Annotated in this window: 22 protein-coding genes; 14 read left to right on the forward strand and 8 right to left on the reverse strand. The window is 71.9% G+C overall.

From position 1 onward, the window contains the following. Window positions 1–42: 42 nt before the first annotated feature. From pgsA to ACQBJO_RS07805, 4 genes are read left to right on the forward strand one after another with little or no spacing between them, the layout of a single operon-like run. The gene (pgsA, locus tag ACQBJO_RS07790; protein ID WP_421008476.1) at window positions 43–681 is read left to right on the forward strand and encodes a phosphatidylinositol phosphate synthase; all 639 of its coding nucleotides are present in this window, start codon (window positions 43–45) and stop codon (window positions 679–681) included. Further along, the gene (locus ACQBJO_RS07795; RefSeq protein ID WP_421008475.1) at window positions 678–1,628 is read left to right on the forward strand and encodes a phosphatidylinositol mannoside acyltransferase; all 951 of its coding nucleotides are present in this window, start codon (window positions 678–680) and stop codon (window positions 1,626–1,628) included. The genes pgsA and ACQBJO_RS07795 overlap by 4 nt, the downstream gene beginning before the upstream one ends. After that, window positions 1,625–2,842 carry a glycosyltransferase family 4 protein gene (locus ACQBJO_RS07800; RefSeq protein ID WP_421008474.1) on the forward strand — a complete coding sequence of 406 codons (1,218 nt, stop codon included), beginning with the start codon at window positions 1,625–1,627 and terminating at the stop codon, window positions 2,840–2,842. Before ACQBJO_RS07795 ends, ACQBJO_RS07800 begins: the two co-directional genes overlap by 4 nt. Continuing rightward, window positions 2,830–3,402, forward strand: coding sequence for a hypothetical protein (locus tag ACQBJO_RS07805; RefSeq protein ID WP_421008473.1), 573 nt, complete (start codon window positions 2,830–2,832; stop codon window positions 3,400–3,402). Before ACQBJO_RS07800 ends, ACQBJO_RS07805 begins: the two co-directional genes overlap by 13 nt. A 41-nt stretch (window positions 3,403–3,443) precedes the next feature. Here the strand turns inward: ACQBJO_RS07805 and ACQBJO_RS07810 are convergent, their stop codons facing one another. After that, complete coding sequence (locus ACQBJO_RS07810; RefSeq protein WP_255186195.1) at window positions 3,444–4,775, reverse strand: aminotransferase class I/II-fold pyridoxal phosphate-dependent enzyme; 1,332 nt, start codon at window positions 4,773–4,775, stop codon at window positions 3,444–3,446. Window positions 4,776–4,899: 124 nt separating this feature from the next. Here ACQBJO_RS07810 and pdxS point away from each other — a divergent pair, with 124 nt between their 5' ends. Continuing rightward, window positions 4,900–5,799 carry a pyridoxal 5'-phosphate synthase lyase subunit PdxS gene (gene pdxS / locus ACQBJO_RS07815; protein ID WP_421008472.1) on the forward strand — a complete coding sequence of 300 codons (900 nt, stop codon included), beginning with the start codon at window positions 4,900–4,902 and terminating at the stop codon, window positions 5,797–5,799. Between the two features lie 68 nt (window positions 5,800–5,867). On the opposite strand, the gene ACQBJO_RS07820 is transcribed toward pdxS, so the two are convergent. The 7 genes from ACQBJO_RS07820 to ACQBJO_RS07850 form a co-directional block, all read right to left on the reverse strand. Continuing rightward, a complete protein-coding gene (locus ACQBJO_RS07820; RefSeq protein WP_421008471.1) occupies window positions 5,868–6,056 on the reverse strand; it encodes a hypothetical protein in 189 nt (62 codons plus the stop codon). Next, window positions 6,053–6,427 (reverse strand): hypothetical protein, encoded by a 375-nt coding sequence (locus ACQBJO_RS07825; RefSeq protein WP_421008470.1) that lies wholly within the window; start codon window positions 6,425–6,427, stop codon window positions 6,053–6,055. Before ACQBJO_RS07825 ends, ACQBJO_RS07820 begins: the two co-directional genes overlap by 4 nt. After that, window positions 6,424–7,215: a hypothetical protein gene (locus ACQBJO_RS07830; RefSeq protein ID WP_421008469.1), complete on the reverse strand. Its 792-nt coding sequence runs from the start codon at window positions 7,213–7,215 to the stop codon at window positions 6,424–6,426. Before ACQBJO_RS07830 ends, ACQBJO_RS07825 begins: the two co-directional genes overlap by 4 nt. A gap of 165 nt (window positions 7,216–7,380) precedes the next feature. Further along, window positions 7,381–8,439 (reverse strand): YihY/virulence factor BrkB family protein, encoded by a 1,059-nt coding sequence (locus tag ACQBJO_RS07835; protein ID WP_421008468.1) that lies wholly within the window; start codon window positions 8,437–8,439, stop codon window positions 7,381–7,383. After that, window positions 8,439–8,825 carry a DUF3618 domain-containing protein gene (locus ACQBJO_RS07840; protein WP_255186200.1) on the reverse strand — a complete coding sequence of 129 codons (387 nt, stop codon included), beginning with the start codon at window positions 8,823–8,825 and terminating at the stop codon, window positions 8,439–8,441. Before ACQBJO_RS07840 ends, ACQBJO_RS07835 begins: the two co-directional genes overlap by 1 nt. After that, a complete protein-coding gene (locus ACQBJO_RS07845) occupies window positions 8,822–9,262 on the reverse strand; it encodes a phage holin family protein (protein ID WP_421008467.1) in 441 nt (146 codons plus the stop codon). The genes ACQBJO_RS07840 and ACQBJO_RS07845 overlap by 4 nt, the downstream gene beginning before the upstream one ends. Beyond that, entirely contained in the window at window positions 9,255–9,620 is a 366-nt protein-coding gene (locus ACQBJO_RS07850; protein WP_255186202.1) for a YtxH domain-containing protein, read from the reverse strand. Before ACQBJO_RS07850 ends, ACQBJO_RS07845 begins: the two co-directional genes overlap by 8 nt. A 123-nt stretch (window positions 9,621–9,743) precedes the next feature. On the opposite strand from ACQBJO_RS07850, the gene pdxT reads away from it, so the two are divergent. The 9 genes from pdxT (at window position 9,744) to ACQBJO_RS07895 (ending at window position 17,639) form a co-directional block, all read left to right on the forward strand. Further along, complete coding sequence (gene pdxT, locus ACQBJO_RS07855) at window positions 9,744–10,355, forward strand: pyridoxal 5'-phosphate synthase glutaminase subunit PdxT (RefSeq protein ID WP_421008466.1); 612 nt, start codon at window positions 9,744–9,746, stop codon at window positions 10,353–10,355. A 43-nt stretch (window positions 10,356–10,398) separates the two neighbouring features. Then, window positions 10,399–11,160, forward strand: a complete 762-nt coding sequence (locus ACQBJO_RS07860; protein ID WP_255186204.1) for a YebC/PmpR family DNA-binding transcriptional regulator — start codon at window positions 10,399–10,401, stop codon at window positions 11,158–11,160. Between the two features lie 100 nt (window positions 11,161–11,260). Then, window positions 11,261–11,779, forward strand: a complete 519-nt coding sequence (gene ruvC / locus ACQBJO_RS07865) for a crossover junction endodeoxyribonuclease RuvC (protein ID WP_421008465.1) — start codon at window positions 11,261–11,263, stop codon at window positions 11,777–11,779. Continuing rightward, on the forward strand, window positions 11,776–12,372 hold the full coding sequence (gene ruvA / locus ACQBJO_RS07870; RefSeq protein ID WP_421008464.1) for a Holliday junction branch migration protein RuvA: 597 nt from the start codon (window positions 11,776–11,778) through the stop codon (window positions 12,370–12,372). The genes ruvC and ruvA overlap by 4 nt, the downstream gene beginning before the upstream one ends. Window positions 12,373–12,389: 17 nt before the next feature. After that, a complete protein-coding gene (ruvB, locus tag ACQBJO_RS07875; RefSeq protein WP_421008627.1) occupies window positions 12,390–13,493 on the forward strand; it encodes a Holliday junction branch migration DNA helicase RuvB in 1,104 nt (367 codons plus the stop codon). Between the two features lie 142 nt (window positions 13,494–13,635). Continuing rightward, entirely contained in the window at window positions 13,636–13,938 is a 303-nt protein-coding gene (gene yajC / locus ACQBJO_RS07880) for a preprotein translocase subunit YajC (protein WP_255186207.1), read from the forward strand. A gap of 1 nt (window position 13,939) precedes the next feature. Then, window positions 13,940–15,814: a protein translocase subunit SecD gene (gene secD / locus ACQBJO_RS07885; protein ID WP_421008463.1), complete on the forward strand. Its 1,875-nt coding sequence runs from the start codon at window positions 13,940–13,942 to the stop codon at window positions 15,812–15,814. Further along, entirely contained in the window at window positions 15,811–17,094 is a 1,284-nt protein-coding gene (secF, locus tag ACQBJO_RS07890) for a protein translocase subunit SecF (RefSeq protein WP_421008462.1), read from the forward strand. Before secD ends, secF begins: the two co-directional genes overlap by 4 nt. After that, complete coding sequence (locus ACQBJO_RS07895) at window positions 17,091–17,639, forward strand: adenine phosphoribosyltransferase (protein WP_255186210.1); 549 nt, start codon at window positions 17,091–17,093, stop codon at window positions 17,637–17,639. The genes secF and ACQBJO_RS07895 overlap by 4 nt, the downstream gene beginning before the upstream one ends. Window positions 17,640–17,644: the final 5 nt, after the last annotated feature.

The following is a 17,644-nucleotide window of genomic DNA, read 5'->3' on the forward strand; positions in this document are numbered from 1 at the left end:
CCGTCCGGCGGCGGTGCGGGGCGCGGTTACGCTTGACCCGCCATGCTCAATCGATACGCACGCGCCGCCGTCACCCGGATCCTCACCCCGGTGGCGCGCCTTCTGCTCCGGATGGGCATCAGCCCCGACGCCGTCACGATCATCGGCACCCTCGGCGTCTGCCTCGGTGCCCTCGTCTTCTTCCCCCGCGGGCAGCTGCTCGTCGGCGTGCTCGTCATCACCGCCTTCGTCTTCTCCGACACGATCGACGGGATCATGGCCCGCCAGCTCGACCGGTCGAACCGCTGGGGTGCATTCCTCGACTCGACGCTCGACCGGCTCGGTGACGCCGCGATCTTCTCCGGCCTGGCGATCTGGTTCTTCCAGGGCGGCGACGACCGGCTCATGGCCTGGCTCGCCCTGGCCTGTCTCGTCCTCGGCAGCGTCGTCTCCTACGCACGCGCCCGCGCCGAGGGGCTCGGGATGCGGGCCGACGTCGGCATCGCGGAGCGGGCCGATCGGCTCGTCGCCGCGCTCGTCACGACCGGCTTCGTCGGCATGGGCCTGCCCGAGGAGGTGCTCAAGGTCGTGCTCGGGCTGCTCGCCGTCGCCAGCGTCGTGACGATCTTCCAGCGCGTCCTGCTCGTGCGCCGGCAGGCCTTCGCTCCCGAGTCCTCCGGCACCGCACCCGCCGGGTCATGACGCGGCTGCGGCAGCGCGCCACCGTCCTCGCCTTCCTCCTGGCGTGGCGGGCGCTGCGGCTGCTGCCGGCCCGGCTGGCCTACCTCCTCTTCGACCTCGCGGCCGACCGCACCCACCGCGCCGACGGCCCGTCCGTCCAGCGGCTGCGGGCCAACTACGCCCGGGTCCGCCCGGAGCTGTCGGCGGACGACCTCGAGCGGCTCGTCGCCGATGGCGTGCGGGCCAGCCTGCGCTACTACGTCGAGGCCTTCCGGCTGCCCGCGGTGAGCGGCGAGCACGTCGACTCGGTCGTGCGCTTCGAGGGGGCGATGCCGCAGCTCAAGGCGGACCTGCTCGCCGGCCGACCGGTCCTGGCCTTCCTCGGCCACACGGGCAACTGGGACCTCGCCGGGGTCTGGTGCGCGCGCCACCTCGGCACCGTCGTCACCGTCGCCGAACGGCTCGAGCCGGAGGAGATGTTCCGCGCCTTCCTCGACTACCGAGAGAGCCTGGGCATGGTGATCCACCCGGCCGAGCGGGGCACCTTCGTCAGGCTGCGCGAGCAGCTCGCGACGGGGGAGCCGGTCGTCATGCCGCTGCTCGCCGACCGCGACCTGTCCGCGAGCGGCGTCGAGGTCGACCTGTGCGGGCACCGGGCGCGCATGGCCGCCGGCCCGGCGGCCCTCGCCGTCGAGACCGGCCTGCCGCTCTACCCGGTGACGCTGCGCCACGAGCGGGTCGGCGGCACCTGGGGCATGGTCGTGACCGTCCACGACGCCGTCGCCGTCGCACCGGCGAGCGCGCCCGACGCGGTGGCCCGCACGACCCAGGCCTGCGCCAACGCCTTCGGCTCGGCGATCCGCGAGCACACCGCCGACTGGCACATGATGCAGCGGGTCTTCGTCGACGACCTCGACCCGGCACGCGATGCCGCCCGACGCGAGGCCTCCCGACGGGAGGTCGCATGAGGATCGGCCTCGTCAGCCCTTACTCCTTCGACGTGCCCGGGGGAGTGCAGTTCCACATCCGCGACCTCGCGGAGTACCTCGGCGCCCACGGTCACCAGGCCTCCGTGCTCGCCCCGGCCGACGAGGGCACCGCGTTGCCCGACTACGTCGTGCCCGCCGGCCGCGCCGTGCCGATCCGCTACAACGGCTCGACCGCCCGCCTGCTCTTCGGCCCGGTGGCGGCGGGCAAGGTGGGCCGCTGGCTCGAGGAGGGCGACTTCGACGTCGTGCACATCCACGAGCCGCTCGCACCGAGCCTGTCGATCCTCGCGCTGTGGGCGGCGACGACCCCCGTCGTCGCGACCTTCCACACCTCCAACGTCCGCTCCCGCGTCATGCAGGCTGCCTACCCCCTGCTGCGCCCCTCGTTGGAAAAGATCCACGGCCGCATCGCCGTCTCCGAGGACGCCCGCCGCACGGTGACGACCCACATCGGCGGGGACGCCGTCGTCATCCCCAACGGCGTCGACACCTCCGCCTTCGCCTCGGTCACCCGTGACCCGCAGTGGACCGGTGCGCCCGGCCGACCGACGATCGTCTTCCTCGGCCGCATCGACGAGCCGCGCAAGGGTCTGCCGGTCCTCACCGAGGCCATGCCCGCCGTGCTCGACGCCGTGCCCGGGGCGCGACTGCTCGTCGTCGGGCCGGGCAGCGCCGAGGCGGCGCGGGCGCGCATGCCCGAGCGGGTCGCTGCCGCAGCCGAGTTCCTCGGCGCCCTGTCCGACGAGGACAAGGCGCGTGCGCTGGCCTCGGCCGACCTCTACGTCGCGCCGCACACCGGGGGAGAGAGCTTCGGGATCGTGCTCGTCGAGGCGATGGCCGCCGGTGCGCCGGTGCTCGCCAGTGACCTCGCGGCCTTCCAGCGGGTCCTCGACGGAGGCCGGAGCGGCATGGCCGGGGCGCTCTTCCACTCCGAGCGCCCCGACGACCTGGCGGCACGCACGATCGAGCTCCTCGGCGATCCGGCGCGACGCGCGACGCTCTCACAGCTGGGCCGGGAGCGGGCACGCGTCTTCGACTGGGACGTCGTGGCCCGCGAGATCATCGCCGTCTACGAGACGGTCCTCGACGCCGGGCACCGGCACCACGAGGTCACCCGTCTGCGGCCGGGGCTGGGGCGCCTGACCGGCGAGGGCCGTGACCACGGTCAGGCAGGAGAGCCATGGAGACGCTGAGCTGGATCGCCCTCGCGCTGTGCGTGGTCCTCGTCCTCGCCTGGTACCTCTCCTACAGCGCGGCGCGGCTCGACCGGCTGCACGCGAAGGTCGAGGGGGCCCTGTCGGCCCTCGACGCCCACATCGTGCGGCGTGCCGAGGCCAGCCTCGAGCTGGCCAACTCCGGTGCCCTTGACCCGGCGAGCGGCTTCCTCGTCGCTGCGGCGGCCAGCGAGTCGCTCGAGCGCGTCAACGAGCGGACCTTCGAGACCGATCTGCTGGAGGGACAGCACTTCGCGGGGCGTGAGGCGGTCGAGAGCGAGCTGACCGAGGTGCTCCACGCGGCCCTGCCGCCCGAGGTCGCGCGAGGGATCGATGCGGACGGCGGGTCGGGCGCCGCCGCGCTGGAGCGCGTGCGCGAGGCCGGGCTGCGGGTGCAGCTGGCCAGGCGCTTCCACAACGAGGCGGTCAAGGAGGTCCAGCGGGTGCGGGCCAAGCGCGTCGTGCGACTCTTCCGCCTCGCCGGCTACGCCGCCCTGCCCCAGACGGTCGAGTTCGACGACGCCCTCCCGGGGGCGTGAGCCGAGCCTCCCTTCGGCCCGGCCACAGGGGCGAAGGGAGGTCAGGAGCACTCGTCGACGGCAGCCAACAGGTCGTCGGCGAGCGCGGCGGCCTCCGCGTCGGTGAGGTCGTGCACCGTGAGCCGCAGGTGCTGTGACGGCTCGTCGCCCTCCTCGAGGCGGAACCCGTCGCCCGTGCGCACGAGCCAGCCGCGCCGGGTCAGTCGCTCGGTGACCTCGCGGGCGGGAACCGGCAGAGGGACCCACAGGCTCATCCCGTCGCCCGCGACGGTGGGCAGACCCCGGTCGGTGAGCAGCCCGGCGAAGCTCGCGTTGCGCTCGGCGTAGTGCGCACCGGCCCGCTCGATGAGCGCCAGCGCCGCCTCGTCGGTCATCACCGCGTGGGTGATCCGCTGCAGCAGGTGACTCACCCACGTCGTGCCGGGGCTCAGGCGCAGCTCGAGCCGGGCTGCGGTCTCCGGGTCGCACGCGGTCACGGCGAGGCACATGTCGGGCCCGGCGAACTTCGACACCGACCGCACGAGGGCCCAGCGCTGGTGCTCGGGGCCCACGATCGAGTGGAAGGGCTGCCGGGACAGGTAGGAGTAGTAGTCGTCCTGCACGACGAGGACGTAGGGGTGGTCGGCGAGGACCTCGCGCAGCGCCGCGGCTCGCTCGGCGGTGAGCGACGCCCCCGTCGGGTTCTGCGCCCGCGGGGTGCACACGACCGCCCGCGCGCCCTGCTCGAGCGCGTGCCGCAGCCCCGCCACGGTCATCCCCTCGTCGTCGACGGGGACCGGGACCGCCCGATAGCCGCCGAGCTGGGCCAGGTGGATGCTCGCGAGGAAGCACGGGTCCTCGAGGGCGACGGTGTCGTCGCGCAGGAGCGCCTGGGCGAGCAGCCGCTCGACCGCGTCGACGGCGCCGCTGGTCAGGGTCAGGCGCAGGTCGTCGGCCCCCACGGGCACGTCGGGCGCCATCCACTCCCGTGCCCAGGAGCGCAGGTCGGCGTCGATCGTCGGCTCGCCGTAGAGCACGTGGCGTCCGGCAGCGGCCGCCAGCGCCGGGCCGAGGTCTGGGATGAGGCTCGGGTCCGGGTTGCCGGTGCCGACGTCACGCAGGGCACCCGCACCGGCGAAACCCTCCTGGGGCACCCGGCTGCGTCGGGCCACGCGGGTCCCCGCCCGTCCCTGGGAGATGACGACACCGGAGCGAGCGAGGTCGCGATAGGCCGCGACGGCGGTGTTGCGGTTGACGCCGAGCTGTTCGGCCAGCGCCCGGACCGGGGGCAGCGCCTCGCCGGGGGCGAGCTGCCCGCGCTCGACGAGGCCGCGCACGCTCTCGGCGATCTCGGCCGCGGTGCCGCCGGAGATCTGCGGCGTCTGGGTGCTCACGACAGCCGAGTCTAGGTGGCGTCGTCCCCATCTGTGGACGGGGGATCGGCATTGTCCTGTGCCGTGCTAGTTTTTGGCCTAGATCAAACGACATCGCAACCTGCGACCCGACGAGGAGCACGACATGAGCACCGAGACCCAGACCCAGACCGGGACCGCGCGCGTCAAGCGAGGCATGGCCGAGATGCTCAAGGGCGGCGTCATCATGGACGTCGTCACCCCCGAGCAGGCGAAGATCGCCGAGGACGCCGGAGCCGTCGCCGTCATGGCCCTCGAGCGCGTCCCCGCCGACATCCGCGCCCAGGGTGGCGTCTCGCGGATGAGCGACCCCGACATGATCGACGGCATCGTCAGCGCGGTCTCCATCCCCGTCATGGCCAAGGCCCGCATCGGCCACTTCGTCGAGGCGCAGGTCCTGCAGTCGCTGGGTGTCGACTACATCGACGAGTCCGAGGTGCTCACCCCGGCCGACTACGCCAACCACATCGACAAGTGGGCCTTCACCGTCCCCTTCGTCTGCGGCGCGACCAACCTCGGCGAGGCGCTCCGTCGCATCACCGAGGGCGCGGCGATGATCCGCTCGAAGGGGGAGGCCGGCACCGGCGACGTCTCCAACGCCACGACCCACATGCGCCAGATCCGCCAGGAGATCCGCCGCCTCCAGGGGCTGGCGGAGGACGAGCTCTACGTCGCGGCCAAGGAGCTGCAGGCCCCCTTCGAGCTGGTCAAGGAGGTTGCGACTGCCGGAAAGCTCCCGGTCGTCCTCTTCACCGCCGGTGGGATCGCCACGCCCGCCGACGCCGCGATGATGATGCAGCTGGGCGCCGAGGGCGTCTTCGTCGGCTCCGGGATCTTCAAGTCCGGCAACCCCGCCCAGCGGGCCGAGGCGATCGTCCGGGCGACGACCTTCTTCGACGACCCGGACATGCTGGCCAAGGTCTCTCGCGGGCTCGGTGAGGCCATGGTCGGCATCAACGTCGACGAGATCCCGCAGCCGCACCGCCTGGCCGAGCGCGGCTGGTGACGTGTCACCCAGCGCATGGGTGAGGGGCCCCGGTCGACGACCGGGGCCCCTCACCTGCCGCCGGCCGGTCAGTAGCTGCCGACGAACTGGGTCCATCCGGGGTACAGCTCGGCGCCGTCGGACACCAGGATCTTGCGGTCCGCGGCCTTGCGCAGGTCGAGCGGGCGGCCCAGCTTGAAGCTGTAGATGCGGATGACCGAGCGACCGCCCCCGCCGCTCAGGCCCGCCCGCAACCCGTGGTCGGTCTTGCCGCTCATGGCGACCGTCGTGGTGGAGATGATGTTGTGCGGGGGCCGTAGACGGCCACGTACCCGGCCCGGTCCACGCCCAACCCGGTGACCCCGGTGCACAGGTGATGTCGGTTGCCGTAGGCGAGCGCGTCGGCAGACGTCTCCGAGAAGCGGATGCGACACCCGCGCTGAACGAGGGCGATGGGTTCGACGGAGCCGTCCATGAAGGGTCCGTATGCGTGCGCTGCGGGCGTCGTCACGGCATTGGACACTCCCGGTCGCTGGGTCGTCTTGGTCCAGGAGAGCCACACGTTCGCGGTGCTGCCGACCACTCGCGCGTAGTCCTGCAGCTGCCGCAGGTCGAGCCGCCGACGCAGACGGGAGTCGAAGATGCTCACCGTCTGACCGACGCGGTCGCGGACACGCCGGTGACCAGACCGCGGGTGGCGAGCGTCTCGTCGGGGTCCGCCTGGGCGTTGACGACCGCTCCACGCTGCTCGGTCGACGAGACGACCTGCAGGTCACCGGTGGATGACAGGCGCACGGACGAGACCCCGATGCATCGGTGCGACGAGTTGGCGTGGACGCGCGGGGTCTCGCTGTCGAAGCGGATGACGCATCCGCCCGCGATCGTCGTCTCCGACGTCGCCGTGCGGTCACGGTAGGGGCCGAGCGCGTCGTACCCCGGGTCCTTGAGCAGGGACGCCGCGGTCGTCCCGGACGGTGTCACCTTGACCCAGCCGATGACCAGGTCGGCGCCGACCACCCTCCGCCGCTGCGTGGTGCTGCGCAGGCTGATCCGGCTCTTGTCCCGGGCGTCGTAGAACCTCACGGTGACGTGCTTGCCGTTGCCCGTGGCACTGGTGGCAATGCCGCGAGCACTGAGCACGGGGCCGGCCTGCACCATGATCCACAGCGAGGGATACGGCGCCTGGGGCGTCATCCGCACGATGAGGTCGCCGCGGCTGTCGACCCCGAGCGAGCTGACGCCCACGCAGGGCCGCCCCGCGGAGCCGACCGGACTCGCGGTCCCGGCCGCGTCGAAGGCGATCCGGCACCCTCCGACGACGTACCGGTCGACCGGGACGAACTCGTCGTCGATGGCCGCAGCGTTCCCGGACGGGACGAGGAGGACGGCGAGGAGAAGTGCTGACAGGACGGACGCGATCAGCCCGCGGCGAGGCATGATGAGCAAGGTGACCCCCGGTGACCAGCCCGGGCTTCCCCTCCGGGCAAGGCACGCACACTGCGTGCGGGGGAAAACCCAGCGCACCGTTCCGCGCCGTGGGCGAGGCGGACGTCCGTGCATTTCCGCGGCGGTTCCGACCGGGGCACACCGCGTGGCCTGCGCTCAGTCGCCGTCGGTGCGCCCGTGCCCCCTGCGGCGCAGTGCTCGCGCATCCCGGACGTCCGCCTCGTGCTTGTCCTTCTTCTTGTCGATGCCGGTCGTGTCCCGCCGAGGCAGCTGGATCTCGTCCTCGGCGGGCATGCCGGCCTGCAGCTCCCGCCCACGCTCGAGCTCGGCGTCGAGCTCAGCACCGAAGAGCAGGGCGAGGTTGGTCAGCCACAGCCACAGCAGGAAGACGATGACGCCGGCCATCGATCCATAGGTCTTGTTGTAGGAGCCGAAGTTCGCCACGTAGATGCCGAAGGCCACGGACGCGAGCACCCACACGAGGATCGCCACGAGCGCGCCGGGGCTCATCCACCTGATCTTCGGCTGGCGCACGTTCGGCGTCGACCAGTACAGCAGCGCGACGATGACGACCACGGCGAGGAGGAGGACCGGCCACTTGGCGATCTGCCAGACCGTGACGACACTCGACCCGAGCCCCAGCAACGAGCCGATCGACTCCGCGACCGGTCCCGAGACGACCAGTGCCACGAGCACGGCGGCCACCAGGACGAGAAGCACCGCGGTGACGAGGAGCATCAGCGGGCGCAGCTTCCAGACCGGCCGGCCCTCGGTGACGCCGTAGATCCTGTTCATCGCCCGGGAGAAGGCGTTCACATATCCCGATGCCGACCACAGGGCACCGGCGAGGCCGAGCACCAAGGCCAAGCCGGCGCCGGTGCCCTGGGCCAGTGAGGTGAGGACCGGCTCGAGGGTGTCCGCCACGGAGGCTCCCGCCGTGTCCCGCAGGACGCCGAGGACCGTGTCGACCGTCTGCGGCCCCTGCCCGACGAGGCCCACGAGTGAGACGAGCGCGATGAATGCCGGGAAGAGTGCCAGGACGGCGTAGTACGTCAGTGCCGCCGCGAGGTCCGTGCACTCGTCCGCGGAGAACTCCCGCGCCGTCCGGCGCAGCACGTGGCGCAGCGTGGGCTTCTCGAGGTCGGTCGGTCCGTCCGGCGCGCGGGAGTCCTCCGAGTGCGGTGCTGGACCGCTGCGGTCAGCTCGTCCGGTCATCAGAGCCGGTAGCCCCGGTACCGGTGGAGCCGTCTGCCACGTGAACGGACGAGGCGCACGGCGAGCGGCAGCCCGACGAGCGCGACGGCCGCGGCGACACCCGCTGCCCAGACCTGCGGCAGCGGCTTCCCCTCACGATCGGTCGCGGAGCGCCGCACGTTGGCCACGGCGTGCTGCACCCGCGCCTTCTGCTCGTCGGCCCCGTGCTTCGCCCGCGTCCTGACGTCGAGCTTCGCGGCGAGTGCGTCGACCGTCTCACCGAGCTCGGCTCGCGTGGCGGCGGCCTCGCGCTCCAGCTGCTCGACCCCCTCGTCCGGTGACGGATGGTGCTCGTCCGGGACCGCGCGGAGGTCATGGCGGGGTTCCTGCTCGTCGAAGGTGCTCACGGGTGGTTGCCTCCCCTGACCGTGTCGATGTCGGCCTTGACGTTGTGGACGGTGCGCTCGGCGGGCGGTGCCGCCTCGGACACCTGCTTCTTGCCCACGAGGGCAAGGAGACCGGCGACCGCCAGGAGGACCACGCCGACGACCAACGCGGCCAGCCACAGGGGCATGACGAGGTCGAGGGAGATGATGGCGGTCGCGACGAGCGCGGCGACGCCGTACAGCGCGACGAGACCGGCACCTCCGAAGAGTCCCGCTCCCGTCCCGGCCTTCTTCGCGCTCTGCGTCAGCTCGGCACGAGCGAGCGCCATCTCCTGACGGACGAGCTGTCCGATCTGCTCGGTGGCGTCGGCGACGAGCTGCCCCGTGCTCTCGTGCTGGGTCGGGATGTCGTCGCGGCCCGCGGCGTGCGAGCCGCTCGCGTGGGTGGGATCAGCCAAGGCCGCCACGTCCCGGGGTGGTGCCGGGGCCCGAGGTGGGCTCGCCCGACCCGAGACCGCCTGCGCCGGTCCCGGGGGTGGTGCCGACGCCGGTGCCGGGGGAGGCGGTGGTGGTCGTCGTCGGGGTGTCGGTGGAGTCGTTCCCCGCCTTTTCCTTGACCTTGGCGGTGATCTTGTCCCCCGCCTTGTGCCCCAGGTCCTCGGCGGCCTCCTGGGCCTGACCGGCCTTGCGCTGCACCTTGGGGTCCTTCCACAGCCGCTTGGCCTGGCCGCTGATCTTGTCGTACTGCTCACGGCCGGCTCGCGTGCCGAACACGTAGCCGATGGCTCCGGCGGCGAGCATCGAGATCTTGCCCATGACAACCTCCTGGGTTGAGTCGTGCGGTTGGTTCATCTGGCTACCCGCTGACCGGGGGACCAAACACGTCCACGCATCGAGGCGGCGGCAGTCGCAGGCGTGCGGGCGACTACATTCCGCTCCATGAGCGACCTCTCCCGTCCCGTCATCGGAGTCCTCGCGGTCCAGGGCGACGTCCGGGAGCACCGAGCCGCCCTCGAGGAGGCCGGCGCAGCGACGCTGCCGGTACGTCGACCGGAGGAGCTGGCGACGGTGGACGCGCTCGTGCTCCCCGGAGGGGAGTCGACGACCATCGACAAGCTCACCCGCACCTTCGGCCTGCGTGACCCCCTTCGCTCCCGGATCGCCGACGGTCTGCCGGTCTACGGCAGCTGCGCCGGGATGATCCTGCTCGCCGACCGCCTGCTCGACGGGCACCCGCAGCAGCAGACGCTTGGCGGGCTCGACATCACGGTGCGGCGCAATGCCTTCGGCCGCCAGGTCGACTCCTACGAGACCGATCTCGAGGTGGCCGACATCGCCGGCGGGCCGGTCCGCGCCGTCTTCATCCGGGCTCCCTGGGTGGAGCAGGCCGGCGACGGCGTCGAGGTGCTCGCCGGCGTGGAGGCGAAGGGGGAGACCCGTCCGGTCGTCGTGCGGCAGGGCCACCTGCTCGCCACGAGCTTCCACCCCGAGGTGACCGGGGACCACCGCGTCCACGCGCTCTTCGTCGAGATGGTGCGGCGCGCCGCGTAGGATCGACCCTCGGACCACCTGCCAGCCACAACGAGGAGACAACGTGTCCGGCCACTCCAAGTGGGCAACCACGAAGCACAAGAAGGCGGCGATCGACGCCAAGCGCGGCAAGCTCTTCGCCAAGCTGATCAAGAACATCGAGGTCGCGGCGCGCACCGGTGGCGGCGACCCCACCGGCAACCCCACGCTCTACGACGCGATCCAGAAGGCGAAGAAGAGCTCGGTCCCCAACGACAACATCGACCGCGCCGTCAAGCGCGGCTCGGGCGCCGAGGCCGGTGGCGCCGACTGGGAGAACATCACCTACGAGGGCTACGCCCCCGGCGGTGTCGCCATCCTCATCGAGTGCCTGACCGACAACAAGAACCGCGCCGCCACCGAGGTGCGCACGGCCCTGTCGCGCAACGGCGGCAACCTCGCCGACCCCAACTCGGTGGCCTACCTCTTCAACCGCAAGGGCGTCGTCATGGTGCCCAAGGCGGAGAAGAGCGAGGACGACCTGCTCGAGATCGTGCTCGAGGCCGGCGCCGAGGAGATCAACGACTTCGGCGACTCGTGGCAGATCGTGTCCGAGGCGACCGACTTCGTCGCCGTCCGCACGGCGCTCCAGGAGGCCGGGGTCGACTACGACTCGGCCGAGGCCTCCTTCCTGCCGAGCATGCAGGTGCCCCTCGACAAGGAGGGCGCCAAGAAGATGATCCGCGTCGTCGAGGCCCTCGAGGACAGCGACGACGTCCAGGACGTCTTCACCAACGGCGACATCTCCGACGAGGTCCTCGCCCAGCTCGAGGCCGACGAGTCCTGAGCCCGGCGTGTCGGCGGCGCCCGGTGCGCCGCCGACACGTAGTCTCGACCAGAACAGGTGTTCGAGTCGATCCGGGAGGCCGCAGGTGCGAGTGCTCGGCGTGGACCCCGGGTTGACCCGGTGCGGTCTCGGCGTCGTCGAAGGGGAGGCCCGTGCCCTGCGCATGGTGGCCGTCGGTGTCGTGCGCACCTCGGCGGACCGCTCCACCGGTGACCGACTGGCCTACGTCCAGGACGAGCTCGACGCCTGGCTCGACCGCTTCGAGCCCGACGCGATCGCGCTCGAGCGCGTCTACGCCGCCGACCACGTGCCGACCGTCATGACGACGGCACAGGTGAGCGGGCTGGTCCACCTCGCCGGGGCCCGCCGCGGGCTGCCGGTCACCCTGCACACGCCCACCGAGGTCAAGGCGGCCGTCTCCGGCTCCGGCCGGGCAGACAAGGCACAGATCACGACGATGGTCACCCGCATCCTCTCCCTGGCCGAGGCCCCCCGGCCGGCCGACGCGGCCGACGCCCTGGCGCTGGCGATCTGCCACCAGTGGCGCGGGGCCGGTGCCGCCCGCCGCGACCTCGCCGCCGCGAGCGAGCGGGCCCGCCTGAGGTCGGTCGCCCGATGATCGCCTCCGTCACCGGCACCGCCCAGCACGTCGGCCTCGACCGGGTCGTCGTCGACGTCCACGGCATCGGGCTGCTCGTGCACACCCCGCCGGCGGTGGCCGCCGCGACCCGGGTGGGCCAGCCGGTCGAGCTCGCGACGAGCATGATCGTGCGCGAGGACTCGATGACCCTCTACGGCTTCGCCGAGGCCTCCGAGCGCGACACCTTCGACCTCGCGCAGACCGTCACCGGCGTCGGCCCGCGCGTCGCCATGGCGCTGCTGTCGGTGCTCAGCCCCCAGGAGCTCGCCGCCGCCGTCGCCGCGGACGACATCGCCACGCTGACCAAGGTCCCCGGCATCGGCAAGAAGGGCGCCGAGCGCATCGCCCTCGAGCTGCGGGGCAAGCTGCCGGAGGTGCCCGGGGCCGCCGCCGCGGGTGCCGCCGGGGGAGCGACGGCCGCGCCCTGGCAGGACCAGGTCATCGAGGCGCTCGTGGGTCTGGGTTACTCCGCGAGGCAGTCCGCGGACGCGGTGGCCAAGGTCGCCGACGAGCACGGTGACGGTGGCGTCTCCAGCGTCCTGAGGGCCGCCCTGCAGGTGCTCGCCCGGTGAGCGGCTTCAGCTCCGAGATGCGGGTCGCCGACGACGAGGACCCCCGGGCCTCCGACGGTTCCTACGACGCAACCGCCCGCATCGTCGACGCCGGCGGCACCGACGACGACACCACCGTCGAGGCGGCGCTGCGACCGCGACGGCTCGACGAGTTCCCCGGCCAGCCCAAGGTGCGCGACCAGCTCGGTCTCGTGCTCGAGGCCGCGCGCCGCCGCGGCGCCCCGCCCGACCACGTGCTCCTGTCCGGTCCGCCCGGCCTGGGCAAGACGACCCTGGCGATGATCGTCGCCGCCGAGCTCGAGCAGCCGATCCGGGTGACCTCCGGCCCCGCGATCCAGCACGCCGGCGACCTCGCGTCCGTCCTGAGCTCGCTGTCGGAGGGGGAGGTGCTCTTCCTCGACGAGATCCACCGCATGTCCCGCCCCGCCGAGGAGATGCTCTACCTCGCGATGGAGGACTTCCGCGTCGACGTCGTCGTCGGCAAGGGCCCGGGGGCCACGGCGATCCCGCTCGAGCTGCCCCCCTTCACCGTCGTCGGGGCGACGACCCGGGCCGGCCTGCTGCCGGCGCCGCTGCGCGACCGCTTCGGCTTCACCGGTCACCTCGACTTCTACGAGGTCGCCGACCTCGAGCGCATCCTCGCCCGCAGCGCCCGGCTGCTCGGCGTCACCGCCGACGACGCCTCGCTCGCCGAGATCGCGATGCGCTCCCGCGGCACCCCCCGCATCGCCAACCGACTCCTGCGCCGGGTGCGCGACTGGGCCCAGGTGCACGGCACCGGGCAGGTCGACGTCGACGCCGCCCGGGCCGCGCTGGCGCTCTTCGACGTCGACGAGGCCGGGCTCGACCGCCTCGACCGGGCCGTGCTCGACGCGCTGTGCCGCCGCTTCGGGGGCGGGCCGGTCGGCCTGTCGACCCTCGCCGTCGCCGTCGGCGAGGAGACCGACACCGTCGAGACCGTCGCCGAGCCCTATCTCGTGCGGCAGGGCTACATCGTGCGCAGCCCGCGCGGACGGATGGCCACGCCGGCGGCCTGGGCCCACCTCGGCCTCACCCCGCCAGCGGGGGAGCAGGGGGCTCTCCCCTTCGCCGGGCGGCCGGACACCGGCCGTCTCGGCTGACGTCACACGGAACCAGATCGCCCGCCGTGTCTGTTGGTGAGGGCGCAGGTGCCTGACCTAGACTCTGCCACTGGCTCGGGCGACCCCGAGCCACTGCGACGTCACCTCGACCGACCAGTCCCGACCCAGGAAGTCCGCACTCATGAACCAAGGCTCGCAGACCGCCAGCCTGATCCTGCTGATCCTCCCGCTGATCCTCATCGGATTCATGCTCTGGAGCGCGCGGCGACGGCAGAAGACCATGGCGGACTTCTCTGCCTCCCTGCAGGTCGGGGAAGAGGTCGTGACGACCTCGGGCATCTTCGGGCGGATCACCGAGGTCGAGGACGACCGGGTGCGCCTCGAGGCCGCCCCGGGCATCGTGCTCACCCTCGACCGACGCGCCATCGGTGCCAAGGTCGCGCCGGGCGGGGACGTCACCACCGACACCGACGGGCGGGACTGACATGGCTGACCGGCGACGCAGCAAGGACGTGGCCCGCAAGGACAACGCCAAGCGCACCCTGATGTGGCTCTTCGCCTTCATCATCATGCTCACCGGCGCGCTGGGCTACGGCGTGTGGAAGAAGGATGCCTCGTGGACGCCCGCGCTCGGGCTCGACCTCGAGGGCGGCTTCCAGTTCATCCTCTCGCCGCGCAGCACCGAGGGTGGCTCGGTCTCCCAGCAGCAGCTCGAGGAGGCCCGCGACATCATCGTCCAGCGCATCGACGCGCAGGGAACCTCGGGGGCGGAGGTGACCACGCAGGGCTCGTCCAACATCGTCGTCGCCATGCCCGGTGTGCCGACCAAGGAGCAGCAGGACGCGATCGCCGCGTCGTCGCAGATGCAGTTCCGCCCGGTGCTCGCGACGGACCTCGGCTCGCCGCAGGCCGCCGAGCCGACGCCCTCCGCGACGACCTCCGGGTCCGGCAGCGGGTCCAAGAGCAGCTCGTCGAGCAGCTCGACCCAGCCGAGCGCCAGCCGCAGCAGCTCGACCGCCGCCTCGCGCGAGCAGGAGCGCACCGCCGAGCCGACCTCGACGCCGAGCGGCTCGAAGTCGAGCACGACGTTGGGCACGAAGACCACGTCCGGCACGAAGACCACCTCGGGCGCCACTCCCACGGCGAGCGAGCAGTCGTGGAAGCCCTCGGGCAAGCCGACCGACGAGCTCGACCCCAACAACATCTCGACGAAGGTCTGGAAGGAGTTCCAGGACCTCGATTGCTCGAAGCCGCCGGAGGACCAGCCGGCCGGCAACACCGACAGCGCGATCGTCGCCTGCAAGGAGGACGGCTCGCTCAAGTACGTGCTCGGCCCGGTCGTCGTCGCCGGTACCGAGATCGCCGACGCGCAGGCCGGTTACCGGGTCGGCCCGCAGGGCCAGCAGACCAACGAGCCCGAGATCCAGCTGACGCTGACGAGCAAGGGCCGCAAGGAGTACGGCGACGTCTCCAAGCAGATGGTCAAGCTGCAGGGGCTCAACCCGGCCAACCCGACCAACCCGCCGGCCTCCTACAACGCGCTGGCCGCCGTGCTGGACTCCAAGGTCCTCATCGACCCGGGCTTCAACGAGGCGATCCCCAACGGTCAGGCGAGCATCTCCGGCTTCTCGATCGACGAGGCACGGTCGCTGGCCAAGTCGCTGAAGTTCGGCGCCCTGCCGCTGTCCTTCGACGTGGAGAGCCGTAAGGAGATCAGCCCGACGCTCGGCTCCGAGCAGCTGCGCTACGGCATCATCGCCGGGCTCATCGGCCTCTTCGTCGTGCTGCTCTACTCGCTCGTGCAGTACCGCGCGCTGTCGATCGTCGTCATCGGCTCGATGCTCGTGGCCTTCGGCATCACCTACCTGGCGATCGCCCTGCTCGCATGGGGCTACAACTACCGCCTCGACATGGCCGGCGTGACCGGCCTGATCATCGCCATCGGTGTCACCGCCGACTCCTTCATCGTCTACTTCGAGAGAGTGCGGGACGAGCTGCGCGAAGGGAGGAACCTGCGGGCAGCGGTCGAGGCCGGCTGGGCCCGGGCCAAGGGCACGATCCTCGTCGCCGACGGCGTCAACCTCATCGCCGCCGTCGTGCTCTACGTCCTCGCCAGCTCGGGTGTGCGTGGCTTCGCCTTCACGCTGGGCCTGACGACGCTCATCGACCTCGCGATCTTCTGGCTCTTCACCCACCCGCTGCTGACGATCCTCGCCCGCAACAAGTTCTTCGCCTCCGGGCACAAGTGGTCCGGCTTCGACGTCGACACCCTGCGTGAGGCCAAGGTCCGCTACAAGGGTCGCGGCAACTTCGACATCGACAACCCGGTCGCCGTGCCGGCCGAAGGGAGCGCCCGATGAGTCGCATGGCGCAGTGGGGCAACGACCTCTACACCGGCGACCGGTCGATCGACTTCGTCGGCAAGTCCAAGACCTGGTACATCGCTTCGGCCGTCATCATGGCGGTCGCCGCACTCGGCTTCGTCGTCCAGGGGCTCAACCTCAGCCTCGAGTTCACCGGCGGTTCGGAGTTCCGCGTCGTCACCCAGGGGGCACCGGCCTCCTACGAGGACGACGCGACCTCGGCCGTCCGCGAGGTCGCCGGTGGCTCCGCCTCGGCCAATGTCACCACCATCGGCGGCAACGTCGTCCGGGTGCAGACCGAGGAGCTCGACGGCAACGAGTCGCGGGAGGTGGCCCGCGAGCTGGCCAGCACCTTCGGCGTGCCCCAGTCGGAGGTCAACTCCAGCTTCATCGGCCCCTCGTGGGGTGCCTCGGTCAGCCAGCAGGCCCTGCGGGCCCTGGTGGTCTTCCTCGTCATCACGACGGCGCTGATGGCGCTGTACTACCGCAACTGGAAGATGGCGATCTCGTCGATCGTCGCGCTGGCGCACGACATGCTCATCACGGTCGGCATCTACACGTGGACCGGCTTCGAGGTCTCGCCGGCGACGCTCATCGGCTTCCTCACGGTCCTGGGCTACTCCCTCTACGACACCGTGGTCGTCTTCGACCACGTGAAGGAGAACACCCGGGCCGCCTTCCAGAACAAGCGCTCGACCTTCGCGCAGGCGGCCAACCTCGCGGTCAACCAGACGCTCGTGCGCTCGATCAACACCACGGTCATCGCCGTGCTGCCGATCGTCGCCGTCCTCATCATCGGCTTCGCGAAGCTCGGCCCCGGCACCCTGCTCGACCTCTCGCTGGCGCTCTTCATCGGCATGACGGTCGGTGCCTTCTCGTCGGTCTTCATCGCGACCCCGCTGCTCGTCGACCTGCGGCGCAAGGACGCCGACGTCGTCGCGCTCGACAAGGCGGCGACGAAGCACCAGGCATCGGCCGCGCGACGGGCCGTGCCCGCCACCGCCGGTGCGCGCACGGGGGCCGGCTCGACCGGCGCCGGCGAGGGCACGGCGACGGTTGGTGCCACGACCGCCGGCACCGCCACGACCGCCGGGACCGCCACGACGGCCGGCGACTCGTCCGGCACGGCCACGACGAGCGAGGCGGCGCCCCCTTCGTCCTCGGCGGACCCGGACGAGGCCCAGACCGTCACCGGGCGCAAGGTGCACAAGTACGCCCAGGCCGGGCCGCGCAACCAGCCGAAGAAGACCCCGCGCAACCGGCGGGGGAAGGCGTGAGCCAGGTCGACCGCGACGTGCCGGCGCAGCTGCGGGAGCAGATCCTCGGTGCGCTGCGCGACGTGGCCGACTTCCCCGAGCCGGGCGTGACCTTCAAGGACATCACGCCCCTGCTCGGCGACGGGCGGCTCTTCGGCGAGGTGACCCGGGACCACGCACGGGTCTGGGACGGACAGGTCGACGTCGTCGCCGGGCTCGAGGCGCGGGGCTTCATCTTCGGCGCGGCGGTCGCGCTGCACCTGGGTGTGGGGTTCGTCCCGGTGCGCAAGGCCGGCAAGCTGCCGGGGGAGACGGTCGGGCTCGACTACGCGCTGGAGTACGGCACGGCCCGCATCGAGGTACATGCCGACGCCGTCGCCCCGGGAGCCAGGGTGCTCGTCGTCGACGACGTGCTCGCGACGGGTGGGACGGCCCGAGCGGCGTGCGATCTCCTCGAGTCCTGCGGCGCAGAGGTGCCCGGCATCGAGGTCCTCGTCGAGATCGCCGCTCTCGGCGGACGCGCAGCGCTGGCGGGGCGTGACGTCCGCAGCCTCGTCACGGTCTAGGCTCA

The sequence above is a fragment of the Janibacter zhangyanbonis genome (assembly GCF_050507325.1).
GTDB lineage: Bacteria > Actinomycetota > Actinomycetes > Actinomycetales > Dermatophilaceae > Janibacter.

Bases quoted from the DNA above. Each gene is read 5' to 3' on its own strand.
- pgsA (WP_421008476.1), top strand. From the start codon at position 43: ATGCTCAATCGATACGCACGCGCCGCCGTCACCCGGATCCTCACCCCG.
- ACQBJO_RS07795 (WP_421008475.1), top strand. From the start codon at position 678: ATGACGCGGCTGCGGCAGCGCGCCACCGTCCTCGCCTTCCTCCTGGCG.
- ACQBJO_RS07800 (WP_421008474.1), top strand. From the start codon at position 1,625: ATGAGGATCGGCCTCGTCAGCCCTTACTCCTTCGACGTGCCCGGGGGA.
- ACQBJO_RS07805 (WP_421008473.1), top strand. From the start codon at position 2,830: ATGGAGACGCTGAGCTGGATCGCCCTCGCGCTGTGCGTGGTCCTCGTC.
- pdxS (WP_421008472.1), top strand. From the start codon at position 4,900: ATGAGCACCGAGACCCAGACCCAGACCGGGACCGCGCGCGTCAAGCGA.
- ACQBJO_RS07820 (WP_421008471.1), bottom strand. From the start codon at position 6,056: ATGAGCGGCAAGACCGACCACGGGTTGCGGGCGGGCCTGAGCGGCGGG.
- ACQBJO_RS07830 (WP_421008469.1), bottom strand. From the start codon at position 7,215: ATGCCTCGCCGCGGGCTGATCGCGTCCGTCCTGTCAGCACTTCTCCTC.
- ACQBJO_RS07835 (WP_421008468.1), bottom strand. From the start codon at position 8,439: ATGACCGGACGAGCTGACCGCAGCGGTCCAGCACCGCACTCGGAGGAC.
- ACQBJO_RS07850 (WP_255186202.1), bottom strand. From the start codon at position 9,620: ATGGGCAAGATCTCGATGCTCGCCGCCGGAGCCATCGGCTACGTGTTC.
- pdxT (WP_421008466.1), top strand. From the start codon at position 9,744: ATGAGCGACCTCTCCCGTCCCGTCATCGGAGTCCTCGCGGTCCAGGGC.
- ruvA (WP_421008464.1), top strand. From the start codon at position 11,776: ATGATCGCCTCCGTCACCGGCACCGCCCAGCACGTCGGCCTCGACCGG.
- ruvB (WP_421008627.1), top strand. From the start codon at position 12,390: ATGCGGGTCGCCGACGACGAGGACCCCCGGGCCTCCGACGGTTCCTAC.
- yajC (WP_255186207.1), top strand. From the start codon at position 13,636: ATGAACCAAGGCTCGCAGACCGCCAGCCTGATCCTGCTGATCCTCCCG.
- secD (WP_421008463.1), top strand. From the start codon at position 13,940: ATGGCTGACCGGCGACGCAGCAAGGACGTGGCCCGCAAGGACAACGCC.
- secF (WP_421008462.1), top strand. From the start codon at position 15,811: ATGAGTCGCATGGCGCAGTGGGGCAACGACCTCTACACCGGCGACCGG.